Origin of the sequence: Pollutimonas nitritireducens, assembly GCF_002849615.1 — a bacterium.
GTDB lineage: Bacteria > Pseudomonadota > Gammaproteobacteria > Burkholderiales > Burkholderiaceae_B > Pollutimonas > Pollutimonas nitritireducens.
This window is the reverse complement of sequence record NZ_PDNV01000012.1, coordinates 70,295-93,179: the sequence shown is the minus strand read 5'-3', so window position 1 is coordinate 93,179 and position 22,885 is coordinate 70,295. Positions and strand designations below refer to the sequence as shown.

Below are 22,885 nucleotides of genomic sequence, written 5' to 3'. Positions count from 1 at the left end.
CTTTAAGCGCGCGGGCGCACGCCGTGCTGGCTGACGAGCGCCTGCAACAGGCCACTGATGCACTGCTCGACGGTTTCGTCGTCCAGCGTCGATTCGTGTCCTTGCAGCCAGAAACGGAAGGCCATGCTCTTTTCCCCGGTTTGTGCGGACTTATCGCGCCACACGTCAAACAGCTTGATATCGTTGACTATTTCAAGAGTAGCATTGGACGCTATCGTTTGGGTAAGCGTATTCAACAAATCCTGATACGATGCATCGTCCTTAACCCATACGGCCAAGTCGCGGATGACCACCGGCTGGCGGGACAATTCCGCCGGTGCTGGCATGGCATTGACCGAGATGGCGGCAACGTCGATCTCGAACACCACCGGAGCATGAATCAAATCGCTTTGCTGCGCCCAGCGCGGATGTATCTCGCCCATCCAGCCTACCGCGACGCCATCCAGTTCAAGTCTGGCCGAACGGCCTGGGTGCAGCGCTGGGTAGCTTGCCGGCGCGCATATCAGTCGGCTTGCCTGGGTCCCCAGCAGGGTTTCGAGGTCCTTCTTTATATCGTAGAAATCGACCTGCCGCGTTGGCAAACCCCACTGCTCGTCCACCACAGGCCCCCATGCCGCGCCGGACAGGTATTGTGGCTGACGCACACCCGCCACGCTAAGATCGCCATCGACCACGGACGAATCGCGCAGGAATACCCGTCCCAGTTCAAAGACACGGACACGGTTTTGCTTCCGATTGGCATTGTGCACGATATTGGCCAGCAAGCCGCCGATCAGGCTCGAGCGCATGACGGCCAGCTGGCTTGCTATGGGGTTGAGCAAACGGATGGGATCGTGGTTGCCGGCATAATCACGTTCCCAGGCGTCTTCAACGAAGGCAAAGTTAATAACTTCCTGGTAGTCCAGGTCCGCCATGCGTTCGCGCAAGGTGTGCGGGCCGCGTAAGGCTTCGGGACGTGAGAGCATCTTTGCCGGTGCAATCGGGGGCACATCGGGCATGCGCTCAAAACCATAGATCCGCGCCACTTCTTCGATGAGGTCTTCCTCGATGAACAAATCGAACCGGTACGAAGGCGGTTTTACAGTGAATGTCCCCTCCTCCACCTCGAAAGGTAAGCCCAGGCGCGTGAAAATTTGTTCAACTTCCTGTTGCGCCACGGGTACGCCCAGGACACGATGACAGCGTTGCAGACGCATATTGACCGGCGCGCGTTCCGGCAACCTGATGATCTGGTCATCGAGTGGCCCTGCTTCACCACCGCAGATATCCACCAGCAAGCGAGTCATCAATTCCAGGTGCTCGGTGACGGATTCAAAGTCCACGCCACGTTCGAAGCGATGGCTGGCTTCGGAGCTGAATTTATAACGCCGCGCCCGCCCCATGATGGCCTCGGGCCACCAGAACGCTCCTTCCAGGTAGATGTCGGTGGTGTCAAGCGTTACGGCAGTCGCTTCGCCACCCATGATGCCCGCAAGGCTCTCAACGACATTACCGGCGGCGATGATGCCGACGCTCTCGTCGATTTCTACCGTCTGGCCGTTAAGAAGTTCAAGGGTTTCGCCTTTCTTGCCCCAGCGTACCGACAAACCGCCCTGTATGCGCTTTAAATCAAACACATGCGTGGGGCGTCCAAGCTCGAGCATCACGTAGTTGGAAATATCGACCAGCGCTGAAACCGAGCGCTGACCGGCGCGCTCAAGGCGGGTTCTCATCCACGACGGCGTCTGTGCCCTGGCATTTACGCCCCGGATAACGCGTCCGGCAAAGCGCCCGCAAAGGTCGGGTGCCTCGACGGTGACCGCTAGACGGTCTGTCAAGGTGACGGCAACCGGCTCGAAGGAAGGCAAAGTGAGCGTTGCGCCGGTAAGAGCCGATACCTCGCGGGCAACGCCCAGGATCGACAGGCAGTCGGCGCGATTGGGGGTCAGTTTAAGGGTGAAGAGTGTATCGTCAAGATCAAGCGCCTGACGCAGCGACTGGCCGACGGGTGCATCGGCATCCAGTTCCAGCAAGCCGGCGTGGTCCTGCGACAGCCCCAATTCGCGAGCCGAGCACAACATGCCGGCCGATTCCACACCGCGCATCCTGGCAGTGCCTATTTCCATGCCGCCAGGAAGGTGTGCCCCGACACGCGCCAAAGGCACCTTGATGCCAGTTGCTGCGTTGGGCGCCCCGCAAACGATCTGCAATAGCGCGCCGCTACCGTCGTCGACCTGGCACACCCTTAGCTTGTCAGCATTGGGATGAGGCGCCACGTCGACAATGTGCGCCACGACAATGCCGCTGAACGGCGGCGCCGCGGACGTCGTTTCCTCGACCTCAAGGCCGGCCATGGTCAATTGATGCGACAAGGCATCCGTATCGAGGTCGGGATTGACAAAAGCACGCAGCCAGGACTCGGGGAATTGCATAAGATACTCGTTGGATTCGTTTAACTACTGCAAGGGCTTGATCGCAGGAATTGTAAGTCAGTACATACCGACAATTCAGCGCTATAAACGGCTTGTTTGGCTAGCGGTTGAATTGGCGCAAGAAGCGCAGGTCGCCTTCAAAAAACTGGCGCAAGTCATTGACGCCATAACGCAGCATCGTGAGACGCTCGAGTCCCGATCCGAAGGCAAAGCCAATGTATCGTTCCGGATCGAGCCCAAAGTTGCGGACAACCTCGGGATGCACCTGCCCCGAGCCGGATATTTCAAGCCACTTGCCTTGATTCGGACCTGAGCCGAACATCATGTCTATCTCGGCCGAGGGTTCGGTGAACGGGAAGAATGATGGTCGAAACCGCAGTGTCAGCTCGTCGGTTTCAAAAAACGCCCGCAGAAAATCGGTATAAACGCCCTTCAAGTCTGCAAATGAAATGTCTTCGGCGATCCACAACCCTTCAACCTGATGGAACATCGGAGAGTGCGTGGCATCACTATCGACCCGATAGGTGCGCCCGGGAGCAATGACCTTGATGGGTGGTTTGTTCATCCGGGCGTAGCGCACCTGCATGGGACTGGTATGAGTACGCAACAGCAGAGGCAAGCCTTGCGCATCGTTCATATCGACGTAAAAAGTATCCTGCATGGAACGAGCGGGATGATTTTCGGGATTGTTCAACGCAGTGAAATTGGTCCAGTCGTTTTCGATTTCGGGGCCATCGGCCACGTCGAAACCGATAGAACGGAAAATGGCTTCCACGCGTTGCCAGGTCTGAATGACCGGATGTATTCCGCCAAACCCTCTGCCCCGGCCCGGCAGGCTGACGTCTATCGTCTCCTGGGCCAGTCGCTTATCGAGCTCCGCCTGTGCCATTTGCGCGCGGCGGGCATTAAGCAGGCCTTCAATATGCTGCTTCACCTGATTGATGCGCGCGCCTTCCGCCTTTTTCTGTTCGGGATCAAGCTTAGCCAATCCTTTCAGCATTGTGGTAAGGGCGCCCTGCTTTCCCAGGAACTTGGCTTTGGCGTTCTCCAGTGCCGCCGCATCGGCAGCCTGGGCGAACTGTTCTTCAGCCTGAACAATCAGGTCATCAACCGGAGGAGTCATAGTGTCGCTTTTCCAAATACAAACGGAGCCCAATTGAGCCCCGTTTGCAGCAATACAGAATCGAAATCGATTAGGCAGCCAAGGCAGCTTGTGCTTGAGCAACCACAGCCGCAAAGCCGGCTTTATCGTGCACAGCCATGTCGGCCAGTACCTTGCGGTCCAGTTCGATCGAGGCTTTCTTCGTGCCAGCGATAAATACACTGTACGAAACACCGAGTTCGCGGCAGGCGGCATTGATACGCGTGATCCAGAGTGCGCGGAATGTCCGTTTCTTGTTGCGACGATCGCGATAGGCATATTGCCCAGCTTTCATTACCGCCTGTTTGGCGATACGGAATACATTACCGCGGCGACCGCGATAACCTTTAGCTGCTTTAATAACTTTTTTGTGACGAGCACGGGCAGTTACGCCGCGTTTTACGCGTGGCATGGTATGAGATCTCCGTTAATCAAGCGAAAGGCAACATTGCCTTGACCGAGGCGACATCAGACTTGTGCACCGCGGTTGAGCCGCGCAATTGACGCTTGCTCTTGGTTGTTTTCTTGGTGAGGATGTGGCGCTTGAACGCCTGGCCCCGCTTGATCGACCCGCTACCACGAACCTTAAAGCGCTTGGCAGCGCCTTTTTTGGTTTTCATCTTAGGCATGATGTAACTCTGTTGTTTATGAAAGTAGGTGACTGCCAGACTACATGGCAATGCTTGCATGACCCAACATCCACTTGTTAGGGTGTTGCTGCCTTCCCCGAAGAAATATCCGGAAAAGCCCTTGATTATACGATGCTTGTTCAGTCGCTGTCTATTCCTCGTGGCTAGCTGCCCCATGGCTGCCGATACTGTATGGCTTCTGCAACATGCCTGCTGCCAATGACGTCGTCATTCGCCAGGTCGGCCAGGGTCCGGGCAACACGCAGAATGCGGTGCATGACACGGGCCGACCAGCTCCATCGGGCCATGCCCTGCTGCAATAGCGATTTTGCAGCAGGATCCAGCACGCAATGCTGATCGAGTTGAGATACGTCCAGGCTGGCATTGACGCGCTTCTGGCGGTCTGCCTGCCGCTGCCGGCACTGCACCACCCGGATACGCACGGATTCCGAGGTCTCGCCGCGCGGTGCATCCATCCAGTCCGAATCGGCAGCGGGCAAAGCAATTTGAAGATCCACGCGATCGAGCAAGGGTCCGGATAGCTTGCTGCGATATCTTTGAATTTGTTCGCTAGTACAAGTGCATGGTAGTTTCTTGTGCCCCAACCAGCCGCAAGGACAAGGATTCATGGCCGCGACAAGCTGAAATGCCGCCGGAAAAGTAATCGTTCCCGCCGCCCTTGCTATGGATATGCAGCCAGTTTCCATGGGTTCGCGCAGCGATTCCAGGACTCTGCGTCCGAACTCGGGCAGTTCATCGAGGAACAGCACGCCCCGATGCGCCAGACTGATTTCGCCGGGACGAGCCCGTACACCGCCCCCTACCAGTGCCGGGGCGGAGGCCGAATGATGCGGAGCCCGGAATGGGGGAGTTTCGCTGAACCGGGATTCCAGTCCGCAAAGACTGGCTATTGCCGAAACTTCTAAAGCATGATGTTGATCCAGAGGCGGAAGCAAGTCGGGTAGACGATGCGCCAACATGCTTTTTCCCGTCCCCGGCGGCCCCGCCATGAGCAGGCTATGACCACCCGCTGCCGCAATTTCCAGGGCACGACGCGCCAGCGGCTGGCCACGCACCTCGGAAAGACAGCGCAGGGCCGCCTTGGCAGGTTCCATCTGCATGGGTTGCGCCGCGACGAGGGGAACCCGCCCTGAGAAATGTTCGACCACCTGGCTCAACGTTGCTGCGCCAAACACGATAAGCCCAGGAACCTTGGCCGCAATGCGGGCGCAGTCGGGCGGCATTATCAGTTTCGCATCCTGACCGCAACGCGCGACCGCCAACGCAATCGCCAGCGGGGCACCTACCGGGACAACGGCTCCGGTGAGAGAAAGTTCGCCGGCGAACACGTAATGCCGCAAATCGGGCAGATCGGCACCGGCCTCAGGTTGCACCTGTCCCGAGGCAAGCAACACGCCCAACGCGATAGGTAGGTCGAATCGACCAGACTCCTTGGGAAGATCGGCTGGCGCGAGATTCGCGGTTATCCGTCCTGCCGGGAACTCGAACCCGCTGCTGATGATCGCCGACCGTACGCGCTCGCGACTTTCGCGTACACCAGTATCAGGCAGGCCCACCAGGTGAAAGGCCGGCAACCCGGGGCCCACATGCACTTCAACTCGCACGGGGTGACCCTCCAGGCCACATAGGGCGCGGCTAGCCAGGATTGCCAATGACATTCCTCCTCCTCGTTCAATAGCTCCTCGAGAAAGAAGTATGCCGCCTCAAGCACGCCGGGCGACGGGCCCAGCTGCTCGATTGTCTATGGGAAAACTACGGTAGGACAAACGCTCCCACAGGGACCGCATGGGGTTATAGGGCGTCTGTGACCGGCCCTGATTGCAATGGCGTGGCTGGGCGGCCTTCCAACGCCTGCACTCGGGACTCAAGTGCCGTAATTCGAGCCAGTGACCGCTCGAGCAGCTGGGCTTGAATATCGAATTCCTCCCGGGTCACCAGGTCAAGGCGCGCAAACGTCTGGGCCATCATCGCTTTCACGTTGCGTTCAATATCGGCGGCAGGACTTTTGGCAATCAGGTCCGATATATTCTTTTGGAAGTCTTCAATCCAATCCGTTTTGTTGATCATCGCAGGCTCCGTTGATTTTGAGCATCCAGTGTAATAAATAAAACGAGCCGCGACTGAGCGACGGCCCGCTTTATTTACACTGCGACCAGAGGCGCGGCTGATTCAATAGTTGCCGCTATCAGGGCTTCAGGGTCGAATCGGCGCCAGTACTCGACGTGGCAGGGGTGCCCTCGGAGCCCTGAATAGCCTTATCGGCCTGTGCGGCTCCGCCCCTGATCGCCTGCCCCATTTCGCCGATCTTCTGGGCGGTGGCGTCTTTAAGATCTCCCGCCTTGGCGCTGACGGCCGCAGCCACTTGCTTGGCATCTTCCTTCAGTTCCGTGCCGAAGCTTGTGGGGGATTGGGTGGCCGGTGCTGTCCCGTTGGATGGGGAAGTCGATGGTGCCGTATCCGGGGCTGGTGTTGGACTTGGAGTCGGGCTTGGCGTGGGTTCAGGTGTCGGTGTGGGCGCCGGGGTCGGTGCCGGCGTAGGACTTGGCGTCGGCGCGGGAGTTTCTGAACCGGCAGTGCCTGGAGCGGCGGTATCGTCACCGTCCGAGCATGCGGCAAGCAGACTCATGGAAGCGACCATTGCAATAACGGCAAGATTGATACGAGTCTTTTTCATAATATTCCTCACTAATCCTAAGTCGCGGTGCGATGTGCTGACCCGGTGCGACTAGCAGGTTCAGCAGCGAGCCTGTTACAACTTGCTTAGGTTGATTCTAGCGACAGACTCAATAAAAGCCCCGTAGCTAGTGTAAATACTGATTTCAATAATATTCATTCCCGTGTTCATAATTTTCCAGAACGTCCCGGGACATCAACCGCTTCGAGCGGCTCCAACACATCCGGTTTCTCTACATCGAGATACAAAAGCCCTGCTGATCCAAGGTATCGTTACAGTTTTGTGCGCTTTTTCTCAGCCCGGCGCGCTCGTTTTCGGTGCGCTTGCACCGGGAATTCGCACCAGATCAGGGCTTAAAGATGCACTTCGCGTGGCGGACGCGCCCTCTTTCAGCGCAAATCGACGACCACGTGTAGCACGGACGATGTTCTAGAAACGATCTATAAATGAGCAAAGTTGGCATATGGTTTGCGTATGTCCTGTGGTCAACCTTACGAGGACATAGCAATGAAACTCATCACCGCCATCATCAAACCCTTTAAGCTGGATGAAGTCCGGGAAGCCTTATCCGGGATAGGCATACAGGGTATGACCGTCACTGAAGTCAAAGGCTTCGGCCGACAGAAAGGTCACACTGAACTCTACCGGGGCGCCGAGTACACGGTCGATTTCCTGCCTAAGCTGCGGCTCGAAATGGTGGTCTCTGATCACATGGTCGAGCAGGCTATCGAGAACCTGTCTGCGGCGGCCCATACCGGCAAGATCGGTGATGGCAAGATTTTTGTCACGCCGGTCGAACAAGCAATTCGAATTCGCACCGGCGAGTCTGGCGAGAGCGCGCTGTAAGCCGCAGAGCCGCTATCAAATCATTCTAAAAAAACCATCGTTCCGCGCCGAGCATGGCGGCGGAAACTCAGGAGTAGAAAATGGATAAAGCCGATTTGGCATGGGTAAGCGTTTCCACCATGCTGGTACTGCTAATGGTCATGCCGGGGCTCGCACTCTTTTATGGCGGCCTGGTGCGCGCAAAGAACGTGCTGTCAGTATTGATTCAGGTCGTATCGACCTTTTCCCTCGCCCTCGTTATCTGGTTTATTTATGGATATTCACTTGCTTTTACTGAAGGAAATGCACTCGTCGGCGGGTTCTCCAGACTTATGTTCAGCGGGATGCTGGATCTGAGCAGCATGAAATTCGAGCTTGCCGGTTCGATTCCCGAACTGAGCTTCGCGACATTCCAGGCGACGTTCGCCGGCATTACTTGCGCACTGATCGTCGGTGGATTCGCAGAACGCGCCAGGTACTCCGCCGTCATGATTTTCACTGCGATCTGGCTGACCTTTTCGTACATACCGATAGCCCACATGGTCTGGTCTCCGGGCGGTTGGCTGTTCGAGCGTGGCGCCCTAGATTTTGCAGGCGGAACCGTCGTCCACATCAATGCCGGAGTGGCCGGACTGGTTGGCGCATATTATGTTGGAAAGCGGGTGGGTTACGGACGTGAATCGATGCAACCTCACAACCTGCCCATGGCCATGATCGGAGCAGCACTTTTATGGGTAGGCTGGTTCGGCTTCAACGCTGGCTCGGCACTCAGTGCCAATGAGACCGCAGCCCTGGCCTTCTTCAATACCATGGTTGCCACGGCAGGCGCAATACTCGCCTGGCTACTGGTCGAATGGAAATACAAAGGCAAGCCTTCCCTGCTGGGTGCCATTTCCGGCGCCGTGGCCGGCTTGGTCGGCATCACCCCAGCGGCTGGCCTGGTCGGTCCCGCAGGAGCCCTGCTTATTGGTGTGGTGACCGGGGCAGTATGCGTCTGGGGAGTAAATGGCTTGAAACGGGCACTGCGTGCCGACGACAGCCTTGACGTATTCGGTATTCACGGCGTAGGCGGGATCGTGGGCGCACTACTTACGGGTATCTTCAATGCCCAGGCATTGGGCGGGCCGGGTCTGGCGACACTAGGCGAAATTCCTCATCAGCTGTGGGTACAGTTCGAAGGCATCATCATCACCATTGTGTGGTCCGGCGTGGTCGCCTTTATTGCTTACTTCGTGGCCGACAAAGTGTGCGGGCTGCGCGTGAGCACGGAAGTCGAACGCGAAGGCCTGGATATCAATTCCCACGGCGAAACCGCCTACCACTACTAATTGGACAAGGCCGCTAAATCGATGCGTTCAGCACGGTTCAGCGCCGAAGCCACCTTGACCCGGAGTGCATTCGAATGGGCCAGCCTGACCTCTTTCTTTACATCCAGCATTTGCTGGGGGTGCATCGAGAATTCGGTCAGGCCAAGTCCCAGCAACATCCGGGTGACCCGCGAGTCTCCCGCGATTTCTCCACAGACTGCCACCGGTATCCCAGCACGTTCGGCCGAGTTGATGGTATGCGCAATGAGCCGCAGCACAGCCGGATGCATGGGATCGTACAGATCGGCAACTTCACTGTCACCGCGGTCAATGGCAAGCGTGTATTGGATCAGGTCGTTGGTGCCAATGGACAAAAAGTCCAAGGCATCCGCGAAAGGTTCGATAGCAATTGCCATGGCGGGAATCTCGACCATCGCGCCCAACGAGATGTTTCGCGCAAACGGCACACCGCTGGCTTCAAGACTTTCGCATGCCGCTTCGATAGCCTGCTTGGTGGCCCTCACCTCGTGCATGTGGGAAATCATGGGGATGAGAATTCGAACGTGGCCGTGCAGAGAGGCACGCAACAGCGCACGCAGCTGAGTAGCAAACAGCTCCGGATTCGCCAGGCAATAGCGGATAGCTCGCAAACCCAGCGCCGGATTCGTGGCAACCGTGACATCACCATCAAGCGTCTTGTCGGCGCCAAGATCCAGCGTGCGTATCGTCACAGGCCGGCCGGCCATGGTCCTGACGACCGAGGCGTACGCCTGGTATTGCTCTTCTTCGCTGGGCAGATCCCGACGGCCCATGAATAGGAACTCGCTGCGAAACAATCCGATGCCGTCGGCCCCAGCCTGCAGAGCGGCAACGGCCTCTTCAGGCAGTTCTATATTGGCCTCGAGCTTGATCTGGATGCCATCGAGCGTTACTGCAGGCGCATCACGCAGCAATGCCAGTTCGGCACGATCACCCGCATAAGCCGCCTGTCGCTGCCGGTACTCCTGAAGCACAAGTTCGGAAGGATTGACCAACACGGCACCGGTGAAGCCGTCGGCAATCAATATATCGCCGTCGCGCACCAGCATGCGGATATGACCCAGCCCTACTACCGCCGGCACATTCATGCTGCGCGCAACAATAGCGGTATGTGAGGTCGGACCACCGAGATCAGTCAGGAATGCAGCAAACCGGGCGCCACGCAGCTTGAGCATATCGGCAGGAGAAATGTCGCGAGCCACGACAATAAGCGAATCGCCGGCGTCTCCTGCCTCAAGGCTAGGCAGTAAAGCGGTGGATCCCGACAGGACTCGCAACACACGTTCGATGACTTGGCGTATGTCGGCGCCCCGCTCACGCAAATACTCGTCTTCCATGACGGAAAACTGTTCGGCCAGCAGTTGGCCCTGTGTGGTCAACGCCCATTCGGCGTTGTAGTGACGATTTATGATGAGATCACACGTCTCTTGCAAGAGCGCCGCGTCATCGAGCAACAGACTGTGCACGGTCAACAATGGACCAAGTTCACGTGGCGCATCGTCTGGCAAGGACACTGCCATGGCCTGGAGTTCGCCACTGGCGGTGGCCAGGGCCTTTTTCAGACGCTCGCATTCGGCTTCGACATCCTGCTCTGCAATACGGTAATGCACAACCTCGAGTGCCGCCGCGCTCATGATTGCCGCTCTGCCTATGGCATAGCCTTTGACAACGCCTTGTCCCTGCATACACAACGTGGACCCGAATCCACAATTGCCGTGAGATGAGCGTGAGGTCATTAAGCGATATCCAGGCTGTCGTGGCGCTTCTATTCGTGTTCACCGAACTTGTTGCTGAACAAAGACTGGATATCGAGCAGAGCCTGTTCGGCATCAGTTCCAGTGGCATCCACCTTAACCGTAACGCCCAGGCCGGCAGCAAGCATCATGACGCCCATTATGCTCTTGGCATTGACGCGCTGAGCTCCGCGGGCAATGAAAATATCGCTGCTGAACCTGCTGGCCAGTTGGGTGAGCTTGGCCGCCGCGCGGGCGTGCAGGCCCAACTTGTTGCAAATTACGATGTCGATGGAAGGCATAGAGTTCATTTCGGTTTAACGGCATGCACGGCGGACTGGGAATCAGCTTGTCTAATCGGCATTGACGATGCCTCTTAAGGCACCAAGCCGGACGCTCTCGCTGAGCTTATCCGGGTTTTCCTGTTGATCGGTCAGCGCTTTGAGGACCATGCAAAGATTGGTGCCGGTGATCAGATGCGCTGTCAAACCCTGTTCGCTAGCCAATTTAAGCGCCTGCTTGGCGATATTGAACGGTGTTGCGCCAAATATGTCGCATAAAACCAGCGTTGCTTCGTCGGGATCTTGCAAGAGTTGCCGTGTGAGCTCGGGAACCAGTTCAGACGGCTGCGCGTCGGCCTCGACGTCGAAGACGGTGAGTTCTGGTTTCTGGCCCAAAACATGTTCGGCACATGCAGCGAATCCGGAACCCAGGGGTTCGTGCATGACCAGTACGATGCGTGTCATTCAAATACCTACGGCCTGTTCAACTGCTGTCGCGAAACAGTCTGCGACATCAAAACCGGTTTGCTCTGTGATTTCCACGAAACACGTGGGACTGGTTACGTTGATTTCGGTGATGTAATCGCCGATGACATCGAGACCGACGAGCAGTAATCCACGCGCATTCAATTTCGGACCTATCGCATTTGCCAGTTCAAGGTCACGCGCCGACAGTGGCTGAGCCATCCCCTGCCCCCCGGCGGCCAGGTTGCCGCGAGTCTCGCCCGCAAGTGGGACGCGGGCCAGCGCATACGGCACCGGTTTACCGGCAATCAGGAGGATACGCTTGTCACCCAATAGTATTTCAGGGATATAGCGTTGCGCCATGATGGTACGTGTACCGTCGTCTGTGAGCGTCTCGAGGATGGCGCCCACATTATGTTCGGCTTCGCGCAGGCGGAAAATACCGGTTCCACCCATCCCGTCCAGCGGCTTGACAATGACGTCTTGATATTTCCTATGGAATGCGCGCAATCGGGCTATGTCGCGGGTGACCAGAGTAGGCGCGGTGAAAGAGGAAAACTCGATAATCGCCAGTTTTTCAGGATGATTGCGAATTGCGTCTGGCGAATTGACAACGCGCGCACCCTGGGTTTGCGCGTACTGAAGCAGATGCGTCGCATACACGTATTCCATGTCGAAAGGCGGATCCTTGCGCATGAGCACCGCGTCGAACTCTGACAGCGTATTCTCGCTGCTAGCACCGCGTTCCCGCCACCATGAAGTGCCGTTCAGGTCGGCACCGTCGACCAGGGTAATTCCTGTCGTTACGGCCTTGACCGTGCCTTCATCAATGTACAGATCGCCCTGATGGGTGACACTCAGGGTGTGGCCGCGGGCGGTCAACGCACGCATCATTGCTACTGAAGAGTCTTTATAGGCCCTTAAAGAGAGTAAGGGATCAATAACAAATAGGACGTGCATAGACACCTGCAGGCTTCCACCCGCCGGATGGACCGAGGGGTGGAATGTAAAGGTTCAGTTCAGGAAGCAGCATCGCCGGGCTTGCCCGGAGTCACTTTCTTACGGGGTGCCAACACCATCACCATTTGGCGCCCTTCGAGCTTGGGCATGGCTTCGACCAAGCACAATTCAACGAGATCGTCGCGTACGCGCTCGAGTACGCGCATACCGAGTTCCTGGTGGGCCATCTCGCGGCCGCGGAAACGCAGCGTGACCTTTGCCTTGTCGCCTTCCTCGATAAAGCGGCGCAAATTGCGCAGCTTGACCTGGTAATCGCCTTCGTCGGTTCCGGGACGAAACTTGACTTCTTTTACCTGGATAATCTTTTGCTTCGAGCGTGCTTCTTGTTGGCGCTTTTGTTCTTGATATTTGAACTTGCCATAATCCATCAGTCGACAGACCGGTGGTTCCGCATTGGGTGCAATCTCGACCAGGTCTACTTCGTTTTGTTCCGAGAGAACGAGAGCATCAGCGGTCTTGACAACCCCCAACTGTTCACCCTCTACTCCGATAAGACGCACCTCGGGGACGCGGATTTCACCATTGATGCGATGTGGTTTTTCGGTTGCGATGTCTGAGACTCCTAGAATTAATAAAAAATCAGGCCTTTGCTGGCTTGCCCGGTATTACGCCCGGGCGTTGATTTCGTTTTGCAGCAGTACGGAGAAACCATCCAGGGACATTACCCCCAGATCGACTCCACCCCTGCCGCGTACCGCCACGCTGCCGGCTTCACGTTCTTTTTCGCCAACCACTAGAATGTACGGTATTTTTTGCATGCTGTGTTCTCGGATTTTACGGGTGATTTTTTCAGCGCGCAAATCAGAGGTGGCTCTAAAGCCTTGTTTTTTCAAGCGTTGAACGATTTCGCCAGCATATTCGGCCGAAGGCTCGGAAATACAGCATACGACGACATGTTCGGGCGACAGCCACGCGGGCATGGCGCCAGCATGATTCTCGATAAGCATGCCTATGAATCGTTCGAATGAGCCAAGTATGGCACGGTGCAGCATCACTGGCGTTTGGCGTTGATCGGCCTGATCGACATATTCGGCACCCAAACGCTGAGGCATCGAGAAATCAACTTGGATTGTGCCACATTGCCAATGGCGCCCAATAGCGTCTTTCAGCGTATATTCGATTTTCGGACCATAGAATGCGCCCTCGCCCGGCGAGACTTCGTACTGACACTGGGTATGGTTCAAGCTGTCCATAAGGGCCTGCTCTGCCTTGTCCCACACCTCATCGGAGCCGATGCGTTTTTCGGGACGCGTTGCGACCTTGTACAGGATCTCTGTAAAGCCAAAATCGGCGTATACCTTTTGCAACAAGGCAGTGAAGGCGACGCACTCTTCCTGCAACTGGTCTTCAGTGCAAAAAATATGGCCGTCGTCCTGAGTGAAACCCCGTACTCGCATCATGCCATGGAGCGAGCCGGACGGCTCGTTCCGATGACACTGGCCGAACTCCCCATAGCGTATGGGCAACTCGCGATAGGAATGCAGGCCAGAATTGAATATTTGCACATGGCCAGGACAATTCATGGGCTTGAGGCCATATGTACGATTTTCCGATTCCGTCGTAAACATGTTCTCGGCGTAATTGTCCCAGTGCCCCGTCTTCTTCCATAGGGAAAGGTCAAGAATCTGCGGCGCCTTGACTTCCTGGTAGCCATTGTCGCGATACACCGCGCGCATATACTGTTCCACCTGCTGCCATAGCGTCCAGCCCTTGGGATGCCAGAAAATCAGCCCCGGCGCTTCGTCCTGGAAATGAAAGAAGTCGAGCTCGCGACCCAGCTTGCGGTGATCGCGCCGTTCCGCCTCTTCCAGCATAGTCAGGTAATTGGATTGGTCATCCTTGGACGCCCAAGCGGTCCCGTAGATGCGCTGGAGCATCTCGTTCTTGCTGTCGCCCCGCCAATAGGCGCCCGCAACCTTCATAAGCTTGAACACCTTCAGGTGTCCAGTGGACGGTACGTGGGGACCCCGACACAAATCAATGAAATCGCCTTCACGATACAGACTGATAGGTTCGTTGGAAGGTATGGAGGCGATGATTTCAGCCTTGTAGTGCTCGCCAATACCGTTGAAATAGGCAACCGCATCGTCGCGCAGCCATTCTTCGCGTGTGACTGGCTCATTTCTGCGCACGATCTCGGTCATTTTCTTTTCGATGGCTTCGAGATCTTCGGGAGTGAAAGGACGCTTATAGGAAAAGTCGTAATAAAAGCCGTTTTCGATGACCGGACCGATGGTGACCTGCGCGTCGGGAAAAAGCGATTTGACGGCATACGCCAACAGGTGGGCTGTGGAGTGACGGATCAGGTCGAGGCCATCGGCGTCCTTGGCCGTTACGATCGCCAGTTTAGCGTCGCATTCGATGACATAGCTTGTGTCGACAAGATTGGTTTGACTGCCTTCTACCGAAACACGCCCACCCAGGGCGGCCCGCCCCAATCCGGCGCCGATGGAGTGCGCCACGTCGCTAACGGATACGGGACCCGGATACTCGCGTTGCGAGCCGTCAGGCAAGGTAATTTGAACCATGGGTTGTCCTGGAATGCAAAAACGCGGCATTCGCCGCGTTTTGGTTTTATTAATTTACCGTCCGAACTGCACAATACGCGGGGGAATTAGGCACAACAAGTCGTAGTTCGCGTAAACGTGGAGTTCATGGCTATCAAAATATAAGTAATGGAATCGTTGTTTCAGTGTAACACCTGGAGCCCACGAACCGCCTTGCTTGGCGGAGATTCCTCCCTTGATGACGCAATGGAAATCCAGTGTGTTGTGAAAATACCAAACCGTATCCCACATAAGACACGTTTTGGAGATTCGGCTGAATAGACCTGTTAAAAAACCACAGCGAAATGGCGTTTTGACAAAGCCCCATTAATCGCGCTAGAATGCTGTTCTTCCTAGGCGGTTAGCTCAGTTGGTTAGAGCGCTACGTTGACATCGTAGAGGTCGCTGGTTCGAACCCAGTACTGCCTACCAAATTCAAATTGTTGCGCCACGCAATGGTTTTAAAATCCCGCAGAAGCACCTTGCTTTTGCGGGATTTTTTACATCGAGCTTCGGATTGACACCGAACTATTGCATCGGGCGCAAAAGCGCCCAACATAAAACAGAACGTAACATTATGCGGCGAATTTAATCCGAAAGTGGGCTTCTCTGGTAGTATGCTGGATGCCGTATTCCTTTCAGCGATTGAATTCCCCTGCGAAGTGAACAGTATATGGATGCGCAGAAGCGATCCTCATTTAGCCTGGGTGTAGTCAGTACAGGAACCCATGACCGCGCTTCAATATGCCATCTATGGTCCGAAATCGGACACGCTTCCATTACTGGATTTCCGCTGCGGCGTCAGGTGGCTCGTCGGCCTCCACTCGTCCACGTCAAGATCTGGACGTTCATCAGGCGGCTTTGAAACATGAACCTAGAGGACCATCCGGCCTGTCGTCCCTTCACTGAGGCAGGAAATCTCACGCAGATTGATCCCTATTATGAAGAAGGCCGCAACATCCTGTGGATGATGCTCAACGCTCAACCTCGGCCCTGCTTCAATCTCGACCTCCTTCGAGATATAGCTCAGCTGGGAAGAGCGGCCCGTGGCAGTGGACTTCGCATCGATTTTTGGGTTACCGGCTCTTCGGTACCGCAAATTTATAATGTCGGTGGCGATTTACAGCTTTTCGCGCAACACATCCGTGCTGGCGAATACGAACCCCTACTGGCGTACGCGCGCGCATGCATCGACGCAGTCTATCAGGCCGCAACCGGCTTCAACACAGGAGCGATTTCAATCGCCATGGTAGAGGGCACCGCACTAGGAGGCGGTTTCGAGGCCGCGTTGGCACATCAGTACGTACTTGCCCAAAAAGACGTAAAAATGGGTTTCCCCGAAATTGCCTTCAATCTCTTTCCCGGCATGGGAGGCTATTCGTTGGTGGCGCGCAAGTCGCACATGCGGTTGGCCGAAGAGTTAATCAGCACGGGCGAGTCGCATACCGCCGAATGGTACCTGGACAGAGGCCTGGTGGATAGCGTGTTCGAGAAAGGCGGCGCATTCAAGGCCACCCGTACCTTTATAGATGTCATTCGCCCCAAGTTGAACGGTATTCGTGCCATGTTGCGTACCCGGCAGCGCGTACTGCCGCTCGATCGCGCTGAACTCATGGAGATAACCGAAGACTGGGCTGCTGCGGCGTTCACCATAGAAGAGAAGGATCTTGCCTACATCGAACGTTTGGTCATGCTGCAGAATAAACATGTTAGAAACGGTAGCCAGAGGGCGGCGTAAGCCCGTTATACCCATCCTGAGCAACTGTGCCATTGCCTGCCTGCAATGCACGCATTTATTTAAAGATCCACAGCCCCGCCACCGTGATGCCCGTCAGGCGACAAGTCTCAATTTCTTGCCCTTGTTATTCAACCAGTCCGCAAACTCTTTGGCCGGCATAGGCCTTGCATACAGGTAGCCCTGGGCATAATCGACGCCGATACTCTTGAGGAATTCTGCTTCGGCATCTGTTTCCACACCCTCAGCCACGACCTGGATCTTCAGTTGCTCCGCGACAGCGACCATGGATCGCACCAGGGCCTGTGACGTTGGCTTCTCGTTGATGGCGCTGACAAAACTGCGATCTAGTTTAATCATGTCCAGCGGCAAGCGCGCCACCTGCGACAACGAAGAATAACCTGTTCCGAAATCATCCAGATGTATTTGAGCGCCGAGTTCACGGAACTGGCGGATTGCCGCCAAGGCCATGGCCTCATCTTCGATGAGGCAGCTTTCGGTCAGCTCAATATCTAGCAGACACGAAGCGTGTCCCGACTCGCGGATGGCCTGCGCAAAATCTTGGACGACAAAAGAATTGCTTAGCTGTCGTGCAGATACATTAATGGCGACACGAATGTTCAAGCCGCTAGCCAGCCACGAGGCAGCCTGCTTGGCGGCTGTCCTCATCACCCACTTGCCAAGCGGAACGATGAGTCCGCTGTCTTCAGCAAACTTGATGAAGTCAATGGGCGATATCCTGCCTCTTTCTGGCGAGTCCCACCGAAGCAATGCCTCTACGCTACGCACAACACCTGTTTCGAGGCAGAGCTTAGGCTGATAATAAAGCTCGAGCTGGTCAAGATCGAGTGCCTTACGGAGGTTGCGATCAAGCCAGATGTACTCGGAAACCTTGTCATCCATTTGGGGCGCGAACATCCGGTAAGTTCGTTTCCCTGCATCCTTGGCGACATACATGGCAGTGTCCGCGCAGCGGATGAGATCGTCGAGCGTCTGTCCGTGCGCCGGGAACATTGCGATACCGATGGAGCACCCTGTATAGACTTCGATGAGGCCGAGGCTGATGGGCATCCTGAGTCGATCCATGATGCGCTGCGCTACCCCTTCCATCAAGGCGTCGGTACCATCCTTTACGAAGACCAGAAATTCGTCGCCGCCGAGGCGGGCTACGATATCGCCGTCCCGCAAGCAAGTCTTGATGTTAAGCGCTACGGCCTGAATAAGGTTGTCGCCTATCAAATGGCCGTAATGATCATTGACTTGTTTGAAGTTGTCCAGGTCCAGGAAAATGACGCCAAAGCGGTCACCCAGCTTAATGGCAGCGGTGATTTTTTCGTAAATGGCATGTCGATTCGGTAAGCTTGTGAGCGTATCGACGGTGGCAAGTTCAAGCAGCCTTGCCTGCGCCTTGCGTTCTTCAGTGACATCCGTACCGGAACAAACCAGATACCGCTCGTCTGGACCGCTGCCGCTTTGCACAAACTTATTGCGCCATAAAATGGTCCGCATGCCGTTCAGCGTATTAATGTTTCGCTCAACTTCGTAAGCCGTGGAAGCTTTGAAGAAATCAGTTATATTTGCCCTCGATGCGGCTTGCTGATCGGACTGCATGAAAGCATGTGCATTTTTCCCGATAACATCTTCTTCGCGCAAGCCTGTGATTTCTTCGCATAAGCGATTAAATCTTAATATGTTGCTGTTGTGGTCGATGATCACCACCAGCGAATTGACTTCAGATATGACTTGCTCGGCGAAGTCGAGTCCATGGGCCAGATCTTTGGCCACCGCCGGGGCGTCGCTATAGTCGGAGGCCGTACCCAGCCATGAGTTGCTTCCGTTCTTCTTGCCGACCAAGCTCAGCTTCTGGGACTCACCGAAAAGCTTGATATCAATGATCGCATGTGAGGTCACCCCGGTAAACGCGCGGATTTCGTCGGCCTGATCGGGGACCAACGCCACTGCGAGGTTCGGAGAGCCTTTGGCGCCGGCCAATTGCAAGGCATCGCTATCGGATGTCAGTTCCCAGAAAGGGCTCCTGGTGCCGAAATACGCAAACAATAATGAGTCGGAAAGCCCGTCGAGCATAGCACTCTCTTCTTTGACAGGTTGGCCGTGCGTACGCAACCGTTTATTTAGAAAACTGATACAGACGCGTTGGCAATAACTTGTTGGAGTATACCGTTACTGTGTAGTTTCTTAACAATTATTTCAGACTTTAACTTTAAAGTATGCCTATTTCATGTTTTTCCTATGTAGTCGCCGCCGCGCCACCCCAAAAATCAGCAATCCCCTGGTGGCCAGCGCTGCGCCGACCCAGCCTGTCGAGGTCCAGCCATAACCAGCAAGCCCATAATGGCGAGCGCGGATCAAGGTTCGTGGGTCGGGACATAGGGGCAGAAAATCGGTGACGTACTGCGTCGAACCCCGTTACGTGACGGCAACACGAGCCTGCCCAGACTGATACGCAGAACTATCAAGAATATCGAACAGGGTATCCACGGCGTCCCATACGTCGCTGAATCGCAGATACAAGGGTGTGAACCCAAAACGCATGATATGTGGTTCGCGATAGTCGCCTATGACCCCGCGTTCAATAAGTGACTGCATGACGGCATAGCCGTCAGGATGCTCGACGCTGACATGACTCCCACGCAGATGATGTTCACGCGGTGTCGCGAGCTTCAGCGGATGCATTGCGCAACGGGTTTCCACGAGGTCGATGAACAGGTCCGTCAAGGCCAGCGATTTCTTGCGAATTGCACCCATATCAGTCCGGGAGAATATATCCAGTCCGCATTCTACGAGCGCCAGTGATATCACGGGCTGCGTACCGCAGAGGGCCCGCTTGATGCCCGAACCCGCCTGGTACGACGGGTCCATGGCAAACGGCGCGGCATGGCCCCACCATCCGGACAGAGGATGGAAGAAGTGTGCCTGGTGCCTGGGCGCCACCCATATGAAGGCGGGTGAGCCTGGTCCACCATTCAAATACTTGTATGTGCATCCCACGGCAAAATCGGCATTGGCCAGATTCAGTTCGACTGGAACCGCACCAGCCGAATGTGCAAGATCCCATATGATCAAGGCGCCCTGACGATGAGCATGGGCGGTGACGCCCTGCAGATCCAGCATATGAGCGCTGCGGTAATTGACGTGGGTGAGCATTACCACCGTTGTATCGCTGTCGATCGCTTCGTGGAGTTCCTCGGGACTGTCCACGAGTCTCAGCTGGTATCCGCGATTGAGCCATTGGGACAGGCCCTGGGCGATATAGATGTCGCTGGGAAAATTGCTGCGCTCGGTGACAATGACCTTGCGCTGCGCCGTCGCTGGTTCGAGGCTCTGGATGCGCAGGGCTCCCGCAAGCGCCTTGAACAGATTGATCGAGGTCGAGTCCGTAACCACGACTTCTCCGGCGTTGGCCCCTATCAAGGGCGCAAGCTTGTCGCCCAGCCTTGTCGGCAGATCGAACCACCCTGCCTTGTTCCAGCTTTGTATCAAGTTTGCGGCCCACTCGTGCTGGACCAATTGGCGAGCCCGGGATACCGACGCTTTGGGGGTGACGCCCAACGAATTGCCATCCAGGTAAATCAGCCCTTCGGGCAGAAGGAACTCGTTCCTGAGAGGCGCCAGCGGGTCGTGCTGGTCCAGCGCGACACACTCGTTACGACTCAACAATCTGGTACACCAGACAAGTTGAATGCCTGAGCGGCAGCTACGAATCGGCGGATCTTATCAGGCGATTTAATGCCAGGCGCCGTCTCGACACCACTGCTGACGTCGACGGCATAAGGCCGAACTTTTTGTACGGATGCGCAGACGGAGTCCGGCGTCAAGCCCCCAGCCAGAATCATGGGTCGGCTGTCATCGGCACTTTGAACCGCCTGCAGCAAGGACGTATCGAGCGTCCGGCCGCTCCCGCCATAGCCTTCACTGTAGCTGTCGAACAACCAGGCACTGGCCGACTGATACAGCCTGCACTGCTGTAGAACAGCATCAGCGCTGTCCAGGCCAGGTGCTCCGATACGGAAGGCCCGTACATATCGGCGGCCAAACCGCTGGCAATATTCGGGAGACTCGTCGCCGTGGAATTGCAGGAGGTCTGGCTGCACCTTTTCGATGACCTCCATTACCTCGGATTCCGATGCGTTGACAACCAGGCAAACCACTGAAATGAAGGCGGGGACTCCTGATCGCAAGGCGCGGGCCTGATCTACCGTGAGTGCCCGGGAGCTCTTCGAATACATCACGAGGCCGATGGCATCGGCGCCCGCTTGTACAGCCGAAAGAATATCGTCAGGCCGCGTCAGGCCACATATCTTTATGCGAGTGCGAGCGGCCGCCAACATGCTTGAATGCTCCTGTAATTACTTGAACGCGGCGCCGGGGTCCGGCGCACCGTCAAAACTGGAACCTGAATCGTAGGAATCAGATCCATATGCGTCTTCCGTCCCAAACTTGATGGTGGCTGGATCGACCACCACAACGTCATCTTTATAGTGCGTAACCATCCCCGGAAAAAGCATGACGGCGGCGACCATCGCGATCTGGATACAAATGAACGGCACCGAACCCCAGTATATCTGCCCCGTGGTGACCTTCGGTATGAGCTTGCCCGTAACACGATCCTGATAGTCGTCTTTCGGCGCCACCGAACGAAGATAAAACAAGGCAAACCCAAACGGCGGGTGCATGAAAGAAGTTTGCATATTGACGGCAAGCAGCACGCCAAACCAAATCAGGTCTATGCCCATTTTATCGGCTACGGGACCGAGCAGCGGAACAATAATAAATGCCAGCTCGAAAAAGTCGAGGAAAAACGCCAGGAAAAACGTGAGAAGGCTTACGACGATAAGAAAGCCCCACTCGCCGCCAGGCAGGCCGATCAGCAAGTGCTCCACCCACAGATCGCCGTTGACACCCCGAAAGCTCAGGGTGAACACCGTGGAACCTACCAGGATGAAAACCACGAAGCACGACAGCTTGGTAGTAGTGTCCATCGCCTGCTTGAGCAATGTCCAGCTAAACCTGCCCCGGGAGACCGCCATTATCAATGCGCCCACGGCCCCCATTGCACCGCCTTCAGTGGGCGTGGCCACGCCGATGAAAATGGTACCGAGCACTAGGAAAATCAGGAACAAAGGCGGAATCATCACGAAGGTGACACGCTCGGCGATCTCGGAGAGCAACCCCAGACGCAGCACCCTGTTCACCAAGGCAATAATCAGTGCGGTTATGCCCCAGCCCATCAGGTAGATGACAACGCGCTCGTCCACCGGGACCTGGGTGTGTTCGCTGAAATAGTATTCCGCCCCGAAATAGGAAACGATGGAGGCAATGATGGTCAGAATGGCCAGTGAACGCAAGCCTCGGCTGCCGTCCGGCTTAACATAGATGCGGGCTTCTTCCGGCAGTGCGGGCGCTTTCGCCGGCGTGATCAGAGACACGACCACGACATAAGCGATGTATGACAACGCAAGCAACATACCTGGGATCATGGCGCCGCGATACATGTCGCCGATGGATCGGCCCAGCTGATCGGCAAGGATAATCAGCACCAGCGAAGGCGGGATGATTTGCGAAAGGGTTCCGGATGCCGCAATGACACCGGTGGCCAGTCGCCGGTCATAGCCATATCGCAACATGATGGGCAGCGAAATAAGCCCCATCGAGATCACCGACGCAGATACCACGCCCGTGGTTGCCGCAAGCATGGCGCCCACCAGCACGACCGCAATGGCAAGCCCACCGCGTATGGGCCCGAATAACTGCCCGACAGTTTCAAGAAGGTCCTCCGCCATTCCGGAGCGCTCGAGAATAAGCCCCATGAGCGTGAAGAATGGCACGGCGAGCAAGGTGTCGTTGGCCACGATACCGAACACCCGCTGAGGCAAGGCCTGAAACAGCGCAGGTTGCATCAATCCGAGGTCGATCGCCACAAGACCATACAGGATACCGTTGGCAGCCAGTGAAAAGGCCACGGGAAACCCCAGCAACAGGAACACGATCAGGTTGATGAACATGATCGGGGCCAGATTATCGACAAAAAACTCCATGA

20 protein-coding genes and 1 tRNA gene are annotated in these 22,885 nt (G+C 56.0%); 4 read left to right on the top strand and 17 right to left on the bottom strand.

Going from position 1 to position 22,885, the window contains the following annotated elements:
- Positions 1–2 precede the first annotated feature (2 nt).
- The 7 genes from pheT to CR155_RS20840 all read right to left on the bottom strand — a co-directional run bounded on the left by pheT (position 3) and on the right by CR155_RS20840 (position 6,876).
- Positions 3–2,411 (bottom strand): phenylalanine--tRNA ligase subunit beta, encoded by a 2,409-nt coding sequence (gene pheT / locus CR155_RS17550; RefSeq protein WP_102071332.1) that lies wholly within the window; start codon positions 2,409–2,411, stop codon positions 3–5.
- Positions 2,412–2,511: 100 nt separating this feature from the next.
- Positions 2,512–3,534, bottom strand: a complete 1,023-nt coding sequence (gene pheS, locus CR155_RS17545; protein WP_102071331.1) for a phenylalanine--tRNA ligase subunit alpha — start codon at positions 3,532–3,534, stop codon at positions 2,512–2,514.
- A 70-nt stretch (positions 3,535–3,604) separates the two neighbouring features.
- The gene (gene rplT / locus CR155_RS17540) at positions 3,605–3,964 is read right to left on the bottom strand and encodes a 50S ribosomal protein L20 (protein WP_102071330.1); all 360 of its coding nucleotides are present in this window, start codon (positions 3,962–3,964) and stop codon (positions 3,605–3,607) included.
- 19 nt (positions 3,965–3,983) lie between these two features.
- The gene (gene rpmI, locus CR155_RS17535; RefSeq protein WP_073101588.1) at positions 3,984–4,181 is read right to left on the bottom strand and encodes a 50S ribosomal protein L35; all 198 of its coding nucleotides are present in this window, start codon (positions 4,179–4,181) and stop codon (positions 3,984–3,986) included.
- 164 nt (positions 4,182–4,345) lie between these two features.
- On the bottom strand, positions 4,346–5,860 hold the full coding sequence (locus CR155_RS17530) for a YifB family Mg chelatase-like AAA ATPase (protein ID WP_102071329.1): 1,515 nt from the start codon (positions 5,858–5,860) through the stop codon (positions 4,346–4,348).
- Between the two features lie 133 nt (positions 5,861–5,993).
- Entirely contained in the window at positions 5,994–6,269 is a 276-nt protein-coding gene (locus CR155_RS17525; protein ID WP_102071328.1) for an accessory factor UbiK family protein, read from the bottom strand.
- 118 nt (positions 6,270–6,387) lie between these two features.
- A complete protein-coding gene (locus CR155_RS20840; RefSeq protein ID WP_158238299.1) occupies positions 6,388–6,876 on the bottom strand; it encodes a hypothetical protein in 489 nt (162 codons plus the stop codon).
- 507 nt (positions 6,877–7,383) lie between these two features.
- Here CR155_RS20840 and CR155_RS17515 point away from each other — a divergent pair.
- Complete coding sequence (locus CR155_RS17515) at positions 7,384–7,722, top strand: P-II family nitrogen regulator (protein WP_102071326.1); 339 nt, start codon at positions 7,384–7,386, stop codon at positions 7,720–7,722.
- Between the two features lie 80 nt (positions 7,723–7,802).
- On the top strand, positions 7,803–9,029 hold the full coding sequence (locus CR155_RS17510) for an ammonium transporter (protein ID WP_102071325.1): 1,227 nt from the start codon (positions 7,803–7,805) through the stop codon (positions 9,027–9,029).
- Here the strand turns inward: CR155_RS17510 and ptsP are convergent.
- From ptsP to thrS, 6 genes are read right to left on the bottom strand one after another with little or no spacing between them, the layout of a single operon-like run.
- On the bottom strand, positions 9,026–10,783 hold the full coding sequence (gene ptsP, locus CR155_RS17505; protein ID WP_233214400.1) for a phosphoenolpyruvate--protein phosphotransferase: 1,758 nt from the start codon (positions 10,781–10,783) through the stop codon (positions 9,026–9,028). The genes CR155_RS17510 and ptsP overlap by 4 nt on opposite strands.
- Positions 10,784–10,812: 29 nt before the next feature.
- A complete protein-coding gene (locus CR155_RS17500; RefSeq protein WP_102071323.1) occupies positions 10,813–11,082 on the bottom strand; it encodes an HPr family phosphocarrier protein in 270 nt (89 codons plus the stop codon).
- A gap of 51 nt (positions 11,083–11,133) precedes the next feature.
- On the bottom strand, positions 11,134–11,526 hold the full coding sequence (locus tag CR155_RS17495; RefSeq protein ID WP_102071322.1) for a PTS sugar transporter subunit IIA: 393 nt from the start codon (positions 11,524–11,526) through the stop codon (positions 11,134–11,136).
- On the bottom strand, positions 11,527–12,486 hold the full coding sequence (gshB, locus tag CR155_RS17490) for a glutathione synthase (RefSeq protein ID WP_102071321.1): 960 nt from the start codon (positions 12,484–12,486) through the stop codon (positions 11,527–11,529).
- 59 nt (positions 12,487–12,545) lie between these two features.
- A complete protein-coding gene (gene infC / locus CR155_RS17485) occupies positions 12,546–13,115 on the bottom strand; it encodes a translation initiation factor IF-3 (RefSeq protein WP_233214404.1) in 570 nt (189 codons plus the stop codon).
- A gap of 36 nt (positions 13,116–13,151) precedes the next feature.
- A complete protein-coding gene (gene thrS, locus CR155_RS17480; RefSeq protein ID WP_102071319.1) occupies positions 13,152–15,074 on the bottom strand; it encodes a threonine--tRNA ligase in 1,923 nt (640 codons plus the stop codon).
- 373 nt (positions 15,075–15,447) lie between these two features.
- Here thrS and CR155_RS17475 point away from each other — a divergent pair.
- Both CR155_RS17475 and CR155_RS17470 read left to right on the top strand, forming a co-directional pair.
- Positions 15,448–15,524, top strand: a tRNA-Val gene (locus tag CR155_RS17475).
- Between the two features lie 436 nt (positions 15,525–15,960).
- The gene (locus tag CR155_RS17470; protein WP_102071318.1) at positions 15,961–16,830 is read left to right on the top strand and encodes a crotonase/enoyl-CoA hydratase family protein; all 870 of its coding nucleotides are present in this window, start codon (positions 15,961–15,963) and stop codon (positions 16,828–16,830) included.
- A 93-nt stretch (positions 16,831–16,923) separates the two neighbouring features.
- Here the strand turns inward: CR155_RS17470 and pdeR are convergent, their stop codons facing one another.
- The 4 genes from pdeR to CR155_RS17450 form a co-directional block, all read right to left on the bottom strand.
- Complete coding sequence (gene pdeR, locus CR155_RS17465) at positions 16,924–18,912, bottom strand: cyclic di-GMP phosphodiesterase (RefSeq protein ID WP_102071317.1); 1,989 nt, start codon at positions 18,910–18,912, stop codon at positions 16,924–16,926.
- Between the two features lie 342 nt (positions 18,913–19,254).
- Complete coding sequence (gene kynU, locus CR155_RS17460; protein ID WP_102071316.1) at positions 19,255–20,505, bottom strand: kynureninase; 1,251 nt, start codon at positions 20,503–20,505, stop codon at positions 19,255–19,257.
- A complete protein-coding gene (locus tag CR155_RS17455; protein WP_102071315.1) occupies positions 20,499–21,176 on the bottom strand; it encodes a phosphoribosylanthranilate isomerase in 678 nt (225 codons plus the stop codon). Before CR155_RS17455 ends, kynU begins: the two co-directional genes overlap by 7 nt.
- Before the next feature lie 18 nt (positions 21,177–21,194).
- Positions 21,195–22,883: a TRAP transporter large permease gene (locus CR155_RS17450; RefSeq protein ID WP_102071314.1), complete on the bottom strand. Its 1,689-nt coding sequence runs from the start codon at positions 22,881–22,883 to the stop codon at positions 21,195–21,197.
- Positions 22,884–22,885 lie beyond the last annotated feature (2 nt).

Coding starts and splice junctions, on each gene's coding strand:
- CR155_RS17530 (WP_102071329.1), bottom strand. CDS start 5,860: ATGTCATTGGCAATCCTGGCTAGCCGCGCCCTATGTGGCCTGGAGGGT.
- pheT (WP_102071332.1), bottom strand. CDS start 2,411: ATGCAATTCCCCGAGTCCTGGCTGCGTGCTTTTGTCAATCCCGACCTC.
- CR155_RS17455 (WP_102071315.1), bottom strand. CDS start 21,176: ATGTTGGCGGCCGCTCGCACTCGCATAAAGATATGTGGCCTGACGCGG.
- CR155_RS17470 (WP_102071318.1), top strand. CDS start 15,961: ATGAACCTAGAGGACCATCCGGCCTGTCGTCCCTTCACTGAGGCAGGA.
- CR155_RS17500 (WP_102071323.1), bottom strand. CDS start 11,082: ATGCCTTCCATCGACATCGTAATTTGCAACAAGTTGGGCCTGCACGCC.
- CR155_RS17450 (WP_102071314.1), bottom strand. CDS start 22,883: ATGGAGTTTTTTGTCGATAATCTGGCCCCGATCATGTTCATCAACCTG.
- ptsP (WP_233214400.1), bottom strand. CDS start 10,783: ATGACCTCACGCTCATCTCACGGCAATTGTGGATTCGGGTCCACGTTG.
- thrS (WP_102071319.1), bottom strand. CDS start 15,074: ATGGTTCAAATTACCTTGCCTGACGGCTCGCAACGCGAGTATCCGGGT.
- CR155_RS17510 (WP_102071325.1), top strand. CDS start 7,803: ATGGATAAAGCCGATTTGGCATGGGTAAGCGTTTCCACCATGCTGGTA.
- gshB (WP_102071321.1), bottom strand. CDS start 12,486: ATGCACGTCCTATTTGTTATTGATCCCTTACTCTCTTTAAGGGCCTAT.
- CR155_RS17495 (WP_102071322.1), bottom strand. CDS start 11,526: ATGACACGCATCGTACTGGTCATGCACGAACCCCTGGGTTCCGGATTC.
- pheS (WP_102071331.1), bottom strand. CDS start 3,534: ATGACTCCTCCGGTTGATGACCTGATTGTTCAGGCTGAAGAACAGTTC.
- CR155_RS17525 (WP_102071328.1), bottom strand. CDS start 6,269: ATGATCAACAAAACGGATTGGATTGAAGACTTCCAAAAGAATATATCG.
- CR155_RS20840 (WP_158238299.1), bottom strand. CDS start 6,876: ATGAAAAAGACTCGTATCAATCTTGCCGTTATTGCAATGGTCGCTTCC.
- pdeR (WP_102071317.1), bottom strand. CDS start 18,912: ATGCTCGACGGGCTTTCCGACTCATTATTGTTTGCGTATTTCGGCACC.
- CR155_RS17515 (WP_102071326.1), top strand. CDS start 7,384: ATGAAACTCATCACCGCCATCATCAAACCCTTTAAGCTGGATGAAGTC.
- rpmI (WP_073101588.1), bottom strand. CDS start 4,181: ATGCCTAAGATGAAAACCAAAAAAGGCGCTGCCAAGCGCTTTAAGGTT.
- rplT (WP_102071330.1), bottom strand. CDS start 3,964: ATGCCACGCGTAAAACGCGGCGTAACTGCCCGTGCTCGTCACAAAAAA.